Origin of the sequence: Shewanella sp. (genome assembly GCF_051658185.1) — a bacterium.
Classification (GTDB): domain Bacteria; phylum Pseudomonadota; class Gammaproteobacteria; order Enterobacterales; family Shewanellaceae; genus Shewanella.
Window position 1 is genome coordinate 1 of record NZ_JBOFMC010000085.1, and the last position, 6,513, is coordinate 6,513.

General features: G+C 49.1%; 6 protein-coding genes. 2 read left to right on the forward strand and 4 right to left on the reverse strand.

The annotated features are described in order from the left end of the window. Positions 1–661 precede the first annotated feature (661 nt). Positions 662–2,194: a DUF3612 domain-containing protein gene (locus tag ACRCZA_RS03775; protein WP_438673148.1), complete on the reverse strand. Its 1,533-nt coding sequence runs from the start codon at positions 2,192–2,194 to the stop codon at positions 662–664. A gap of 270 nt (positions 2,195–2,464) precedes the next feature. Here ACRCZA_RS03775 and ACRCZA_RS03780 point away from each other — a divergent pair, with 270 nt between their 5' ends. Both ACRCZA_RS03780 and ACRCZA_RS03785 read left to right on the forward strand, forming a co-directional pair. Next, the gene (locus ACRCZA_RS03780) at positions 2,465–2,956 is read left to right on the forward strand and encodes a malate synthase (RefSeq protein ID WP_438673149.1); all 492 of its coding nucleotides are present in this window, start codon (positions 2,465–2,467) and stop codon (positions 2,954–2,956) included. A gap of 353 nt (positions 2,957–3,309) precedes the next feature. Continuing rightward, positions 3,310–4,263, forward strand: a complete 954-nt coding sequence (locus ACRCZA_RS03785) for a YeiH family protein (protein WP_438673150.1) — start codon at positions 3,310–3,312, stop codon at positions 4,261–4,263. Positions 4,264–4,279: 16 nt separating this feature from the next. Here the strand turns inward: ACRCZA_RS03785 and ACRCZA_RS03790 are convergent, their stop codons facing one another. The 3 genes from ACRCZA_RS03790 to ACRCZA_RS03800 form a co-directional block, all read right to left on the reverse strand. Further along, the gene (locus ACRCZA_RS03790; RefSeq protein ID WP_438673153.1) at positions 4,280–4,423 is read right to left on the reverse strand and encodes a hypothetical protein; all 144 of its coding nucleotides are present in this window, start codon (positions 4,421–4,423) and stop codon (positions 4,280–4,282) included. A 113-nt stretch (positions 4,424–4,536) separates the two neighbouring features. Beyond that, positions 4,537–5,718 carry an HD-GYP domain-containing protein gene (locus ACRCZA_RS03795; protein ID WP_438673152.1) on the reverse strand — a complete coding sequence of 394 codons (1,182 nt, stop codon included), beginning with the start codon at positions 5,716–5,718 and terminating at the stop codon, positions 4,537–4,539. Between the two features lie 499 nt (positions 5,719–6,217). Continuing rightward, a partial coding sequence (locus ACRCZA_RS03800) for a hypothetical protein (RefSeq protein WP_438673151.1) occupies positions 6,218–6,513 on the reverse strand: 296 nt, incomplete at its 5' end.

Genomic DNA, 6,513 nt, shown 5'->3' on the forward strand with positions numbered 1-6,513 from the left:
ATTTGACTATTGAACACTTAATTGCCTTGTATTCAGAAATTTTAGTGTTAGAGTCTGCGGTGCCAGTTCCTCAAGAAAGCGAGTTAGCCCTATAACAAGGCCATTAAATACGCTCCATACGGTCGCCCGACTCTCGCAAGCACGCGCGGCTTATGGCGGCGTTATCTCCATAGAAATTTTCATCCGAAACTGACAAGTTAGAGAAAAGGAGCTATCACGCTTTTGTCCCAAAGCCTGCTGCCTTAGGTTTTTAAAAGTCTACAGGCTACGTCAGTGCTAAATAGGTGAACCATGGTGATTAGCGAGACGACCGTCCGCCCCATGGCCGCTTTTTTGCATCCATGCCATCGCTGCATTCGTGAATCCATTCACATCAGACGGGCGGCCCTGCATCCAAGGATGAGCTTGAACAACATCCGTGTTTAACAGCCAGTTCGCCATCCATAGCTCTCGTTCATAAGCTCAGAAACCCTAGGTTTCTATTCACCGTGTCGTTGAGCAAATACCATGGTTCGCCCTTCAATATTTAACGCCCTTCTATCCATTCACTTTTGTGTACTACAGAGGTCACCGTCTAGCCATGTTGGATACTTCTGATAAAACAAACAGCCAGCGCGCTATTGAGGTGAGCGTGCTTAACCTCAATCCCCTCTGCGACATCTTACTCTTTCCCATCACACTGCGATTTACCCGCTTGATAACAGCTGGGTTGGCGTGGGCAGACGGCGCCGCGGGAGCAAATCAGGCGGGCATCGTTTTTAATCCCGCGTTCTATCCAGTTGATATTCAATATCTTAGCAATGCTGACTAAGTCACTTTTGATATGCTTAGGGATCGCCACTGAGCCGCCGCCCGCCACGCAGGCCGCTTTGAGATCATGGGCGATAGAGAGCGCATCTTTACCTTGAGCCTCAATGGCCGGATTGAGATCAATGCCAGCGCAGAGCACATGAGGGTTGCCTGCCGAATCTTCGACCTTAATCGATTCGCAGCAATAAATTCGCGGTTCATTCCCCACATTTAAAATCGAAATCTGCGCCGATGTCCCGACGGAAGGCTCACTGATCATTCTAAACACCGCCCAGTGTTGGCAGGGGTCTTCCACCAGCCGCATATTGCCCCAAGGCAGGGGAATACCGTTGCCACGATAAACGGCTTTAAGTTTGCCCGGCGCGTAGGCATCAAAATAATGCCAATGGGGATAAGGCGATACCACGGTCATCCGCCGCATAGCAACCGAGGCCGACACTTGTAGCTGTTTATGCACCTCAATTTCGTAGCCGTGGCGGTCGAGCAATTGCCGATAAGGCACTTTAGGGCATAACAAGGCTCCCGCGAAAAAGCTGGACTCAAAGTCGCGCCATGCATGCAAAATATCCTGTGCGTTCAGGGTATTAGATTGCATTGTCACTTCTTCATCCATCTCCAATTTACGGCCGGAGATCATCACACTCTTAAGCCCATCCTTATTGTGTAATACGCAATGGCCAATATGGGCGGCGAGATCGTACTTCAGCCGACTGGGGCGGTTTTTAAGCATTTTATTGATATAAATCGTGCTGGGTGGCTCAAAAAAAGACGTGACTAACTGATGCGAACTGACGCCACGCTCGTCAATCACTTCCTGAGGAGTGCTATCTATCCACTTGATTTTTAAGCCAACGCCCTTGGCAATATCCAGCATATCCTCGAGGGATAAGGGCATACGCTTTAGCCCTACCTCTTCAGCGGCGCGTTCAAGATCGGGGAAATGGTTTTGGTGGTGTTCTTGATGGGCGCGAATGAGCAAATGGGCAAATTGTCGGCCTGAGATCCCGGTCTGCGACAACATTTCGGGTATGGCAATTTGCAAAATATCATTTGAAAACAGAAAACTGGGTTCGAGCGCCATACCGCTAATCCCGCCGCGGCGGCCCTTGTCTGGGGTGATGGCACTCTCTTCGGGCGCATCATCTAAAAACCAGCCAACGTCCTTTTGAAACACTGTCGCAATCACGGCCAGCATTTCGGCACTGGGCACGCGCTTACCTCGCTCGATCATCGATAAATATGACACCGAGGGCGCACTACCCGCATCGACGCGGATACAGCGTGCCGATAAATCTTCCATGGTTAAATTGTTACGCTTCCGTAGGTTACGTATTTTGGTACCCAGGAAATGGGACTTTCTCATCAGGCTTTGATCAATGCGCATTTTGTAAAATTCACACTGTAAAATTTTTATTGTGAAATTGTAAACAAAAAACAACTAGACTACAAATCAAGCAATGCATTCGATAACTCGGCCATACCCGACGATTGCGGTGCTTAAGGGAGTACAAGGGCGAGTCACGAATCGTTATGCCGCGAGTGACACCCACTTAGTGCCACTCGGCTAAGCGGGTTAATACGCGCTAGTGTGTCATCACCGGCAAATGAATCATTAACCTGTTGTTTTCGATTGAATGATCCAGAGGAATACGCGATGAATATGTCAACCTACAGCCATGCTAACCCAGCCAAGCCACACAGCCTCATCGCCGAAGCCGCCTGCGTCAATGCCCAAGTGGCGGCAGCGGAACAAGAAAAGCTCAGCGCGGCCAAACGGTTTCTCGACCGCGTCTTTCCACTCAGCACCGGTTCACATCAAGATGTCTGCAGCTATGTTGTGTATTATCAACATCTGCTGGCTTTTTTTGCCGATGGTAGCCAAAGTGGTTTACGCCATCCCAAACATTTTGTGGATTTTAACGGCAGCAAAAATGCCCCCTGCGCCATCGAGTTATGTGATCAGGATTACCATGTCGAACTCCACTTCGATCGAAATGGCATGATAGGTACGCGGGAACTGGCCAAGTTAGAAAATCTACCCAGCCAGAGCGCCAACAAACAGGGCGCGCCAGACACCCGCTCGAATCGGAGTCACCACTGGCTCAGCCTACTGCAAGCGGGCATGCCAACCACGAATACTCCTTAAGACGCGCGGTTTAGCGCTCTGGAAACCGCGACCACGCCTTGCTGTACCCGGTACACCGCTAATCTCTAAGCTAAGGAGCTCGCCCAATTCGAGCTCCTTAGTCCTGCAGTATCGCTTCATTTCCCCCTCGTTGCTGGCGGCTTACTCGCGGCACTTTAGCGTCAATTAATTTGACCTTACGGATAAGTTAAATTTATTTTATTGATTCACTAATTGGTCGCTATAATACCGAGCCAATTATAAATTCATTACGCGCATAAAATAAAATCAATATTTATCAGCATATTATAACGATAGATTGGCTGATATTTTGATTACCAAGATTCGCCAAACCATGCGCATTTAAGAGCCTTATGAACCTACCATCAGCATCACAATTACCGAACCATTACCGCAAGGTGATTTTTATCGGTACCGGGCTTGTCTGCCTCACGCCCTTTATCTCATCGCCCATGGCCTTGGTCCTAGGCTTTACCCTCGCCAGCCTAGGCTGGGTGCCCACACAATGGAACATAGTTGCACTGACTAAAAAACTGCTGTCCTATTCCATCATCGGCCTCGGGTTTGGCATCAATCTTGATGCGGCGATAGCAGCAAGCACTCACAATTTTGGCTTAATTGTCGGCTCAATCTTGTTCACCCTCATCCTTGGGGTTCTGCTTAGCCGAGCGCTTAAATTCGACCCTATCACGGGTCATTTAATTGCCTCGGGCACCGCGATTTGTGGCGGCAGCGCCATTGCTGCGGTGGCCCCGGCGATTAATGCGCGCAACGATCAAGCCGCAACGGCGCTGGCCTGCGTGTTTGTGCTAAATTCTATCGCGCTATTTTTATTCCCAGTACTGGGCCATTTATTCAATATGAGCCAATACGATTTTGGGGTATGGAGCGCGATTGCGATCCACGATACCTCATCGGTTGTCGGGGCGGCTTCAGCTTATGGTGACGAGGCTTTAACAACCGCCACGACCATCAAACTCGCCCGAGCGTTGTGGATCATTCCCATCGCACTGGTGAGTGCCATGTTGTTTGGGGGGGATAAGCGTAAGCTTAATCTACCTTATTTTATTGGTTTTTATTGCTTGGCTATCGCTATCGCCCACGCGCTACCCCAGTTTCACTCCCTGTATGAAGGCCTCTTTACGGCATCAAAACACACCTTAGTCCTGTGTTTATTTTTGATAGGCTCAGGGATCACTGTGCAAAAAATGCGGGCCAGCGGCGCCAAACCACTGATACTGGGGCTGATGTTATGGGCAGCGATTGGCGTCACCTCGTTAGTGTATATTCTGTATTTCAATCAATAGGGTGAATGTACCGGGATTATTTTGGCGTGACCCGATGCCATACCCAATACACGAGAGTGCAAAAGGCGCTAAGTTCGATAAGCGAGCGCAGCAAACCACTGGTTTGGGTCGAGGCGAGCGTCGCTATCAGGCAAAACAGGATAATAAAGGCGTTGTTCAAGGGCATCTTCCCGCAAATGGAGAGGTTGCCCATTATTTCTTAGAATCAAAAACCCGACAAATATCGATTTTAAATAACAAATAGCTATAAACGCTAACCGTACGGGCAAGGGGTTAATAAAAAGGGCTAGGGTCAATATCCAGTGAACTTGGCGACACTCCGCGCTCAATATGGAGATCTGACTTGAGCAAGTCGACCATTGCCACCTCGATATAACACTTTGATTTTAATGAGTAAAAACATTTCACGATCGGGTTTAATGCGTCCCGGCCTTTGGCGGTCCATACGATCCCGACTCGGCCATCGGATAATTCCACCAAAGAACCCACAGGGTACACACCAACACAGCGAATAAAATCGTAAACCAATTGCTGATCGAGATGGAAAGGCGTGAGGCTGAGTAAAATTTTAAACGCCGCCGCTGGGCTCATCGCCTCTTTATAACAACGCGTGGCGGTAAGTGCGTCAAAAATATCAACAATACAACTCATGCGCCCATGTAGCGGGATCTGCTCTTCCTTTAGCCCCCTTGGATAACCTCGACCATCGAGTTTCTCATGGTGCATCAAGCAGATATCCTGACTCATTTGCGACAGCCCTTGCGTCTGGCTAATAATTTCAAGGGCATAAGTTTGATGCAGCTTAATGTGCTCAAACTCCTCCGGCGTCAATTTGCCGGGCTTGTGCAGGACGTTATTATCGATCCTTATTTTGCCGATATCGTGCAAAATACCGCCAATCGCCATTTCCCGTAGCTCAGCGCGCTCAAGCTGTAAATATTTACCGAAGGTGACCAATAAAAACGCGACATTGACGGAATGCTCAAGTAAATAAGCATCTTTAGTACGCAGGGCGGAGACACATTTTAACGCGTCGGCATCAAGCAGAACTGACTCGATCATGCTATCGGCGAGCGCTTCAAAGGGGGTGACCTCAATGGCTTTCCCTTCAAAGGTTTCTGACAGCACCTTACGCAGCAAATCCTTGGCTTCACTGAGGATAGTTTTGGCCTGATGCTGCTGGAACTCACGCAGCGCAAGCGCTTTGCCTGAGCTAGCATCTTCACGAGATTTTTTGTGAAAGCCGCAATGGGGCGCGGAGCGCTCTTTATCAACCCACACAAATTTAACGCCATGCCTCGTTAGCCGCACAATCGCATCTTTATGCTTAATTTGCCCTGCATTGGCGACAGCAAGCCGTTTGTTATTATTGTCGATCGCGCTGACAAACATCCCTAACGTCAACTTGGACACGGGCAATTTGATTAACTCAGCCGATGATGCCGACTCACTCATCACTACAACCTCAGGCATGATTCACCAGAATATCACTTGACAACCTACGCGACGGGCCCAATTTGATGAGCAAACTTTCGCTGCGTTTGCAATTGATGTGCTTGATTTGCTGGCACTTAATGAAAAACTCCGCGCGACATGGGGATTCTAAGCTAGCTTTGAGTAAATCGCTATACGCTTTACTTGAAAATAAGCTGTTATACCAAGTTACTAGCTTGTTTTTGCAGCAATCTATTACAAACATCACAGAAACAAGCGCGCGAGAGGTCATGATGAAGCGTGTTGAGGGTGATTGCCATGGCCGCCGCCACTTGCCGCCCAAGGCCGCAAAGGGGTAAATACAAACAAGCGCCCCTAACATGGGCCGTTTACATCAAGGCTAAATCTTTGAGTTAAGCTGCTGATCTAAAATCTTGCGCTAAACACGTGCTCCAAAACTTGATCTAAAAATGGACGCTTAACAGCAATGCTATCCCGACCATTAGCCAGCCGCTATCGGTTACCCTGCCACCAACGCGAGGCATTCAAAGCCGGTCACCGTCCAGCGCCGATACTGACAGTTATAGCAAGAGCGCAGCTCATCATCGATATGCTCATCTTCATCGTCGGGGATAAAACGATCGCACGCCTTGGCCACGGCTCTCGCAGCGCAATAGTGGCCGCGCCCCTCACGAAATAGCCAGCGCCCATCCTGCCAGATAAAGGCCTGCGCCCACGCTGCTCCCATGCTGACATCAATCTTACTTACATCAACCTTACTTACATCAATCATCCGCCCACCCTTCTCACCACGAT

Excerpts from the sequence above, each read along its gene's own strand:
- ACRCZA_RS03775 (WP_438673148.1), bottom strand. The coding sequence starts at position 2,194 with ATGCGCATTGATCAAAGCCTGATGAGAAAGTCCCATTTCCTGGGTACC.
- ACRCZA_RS03780 (WP_438673149.1), top strand. The coding sequence starts at position 2,465 with ATGAATATGTCAACCTACAGCCATGCTAACCCAGCCAAGCCACACAGC.
- ACRCZA_RS03785 (WP_438673150.1), top strand. The coding sequence starts at position 3,310 with ATGAACCTACCATCAGCATCACAATTACCGAACCATTACCGCAAGGTG.
- ACRCZA_RS03795 (WP_438673152.1), bottom strand. The coding sequence starts at position 5,718 with ATGAGTGAGTCGGCATCATCGGCTGAGTTAATCAAATTGCCCGTGTCC.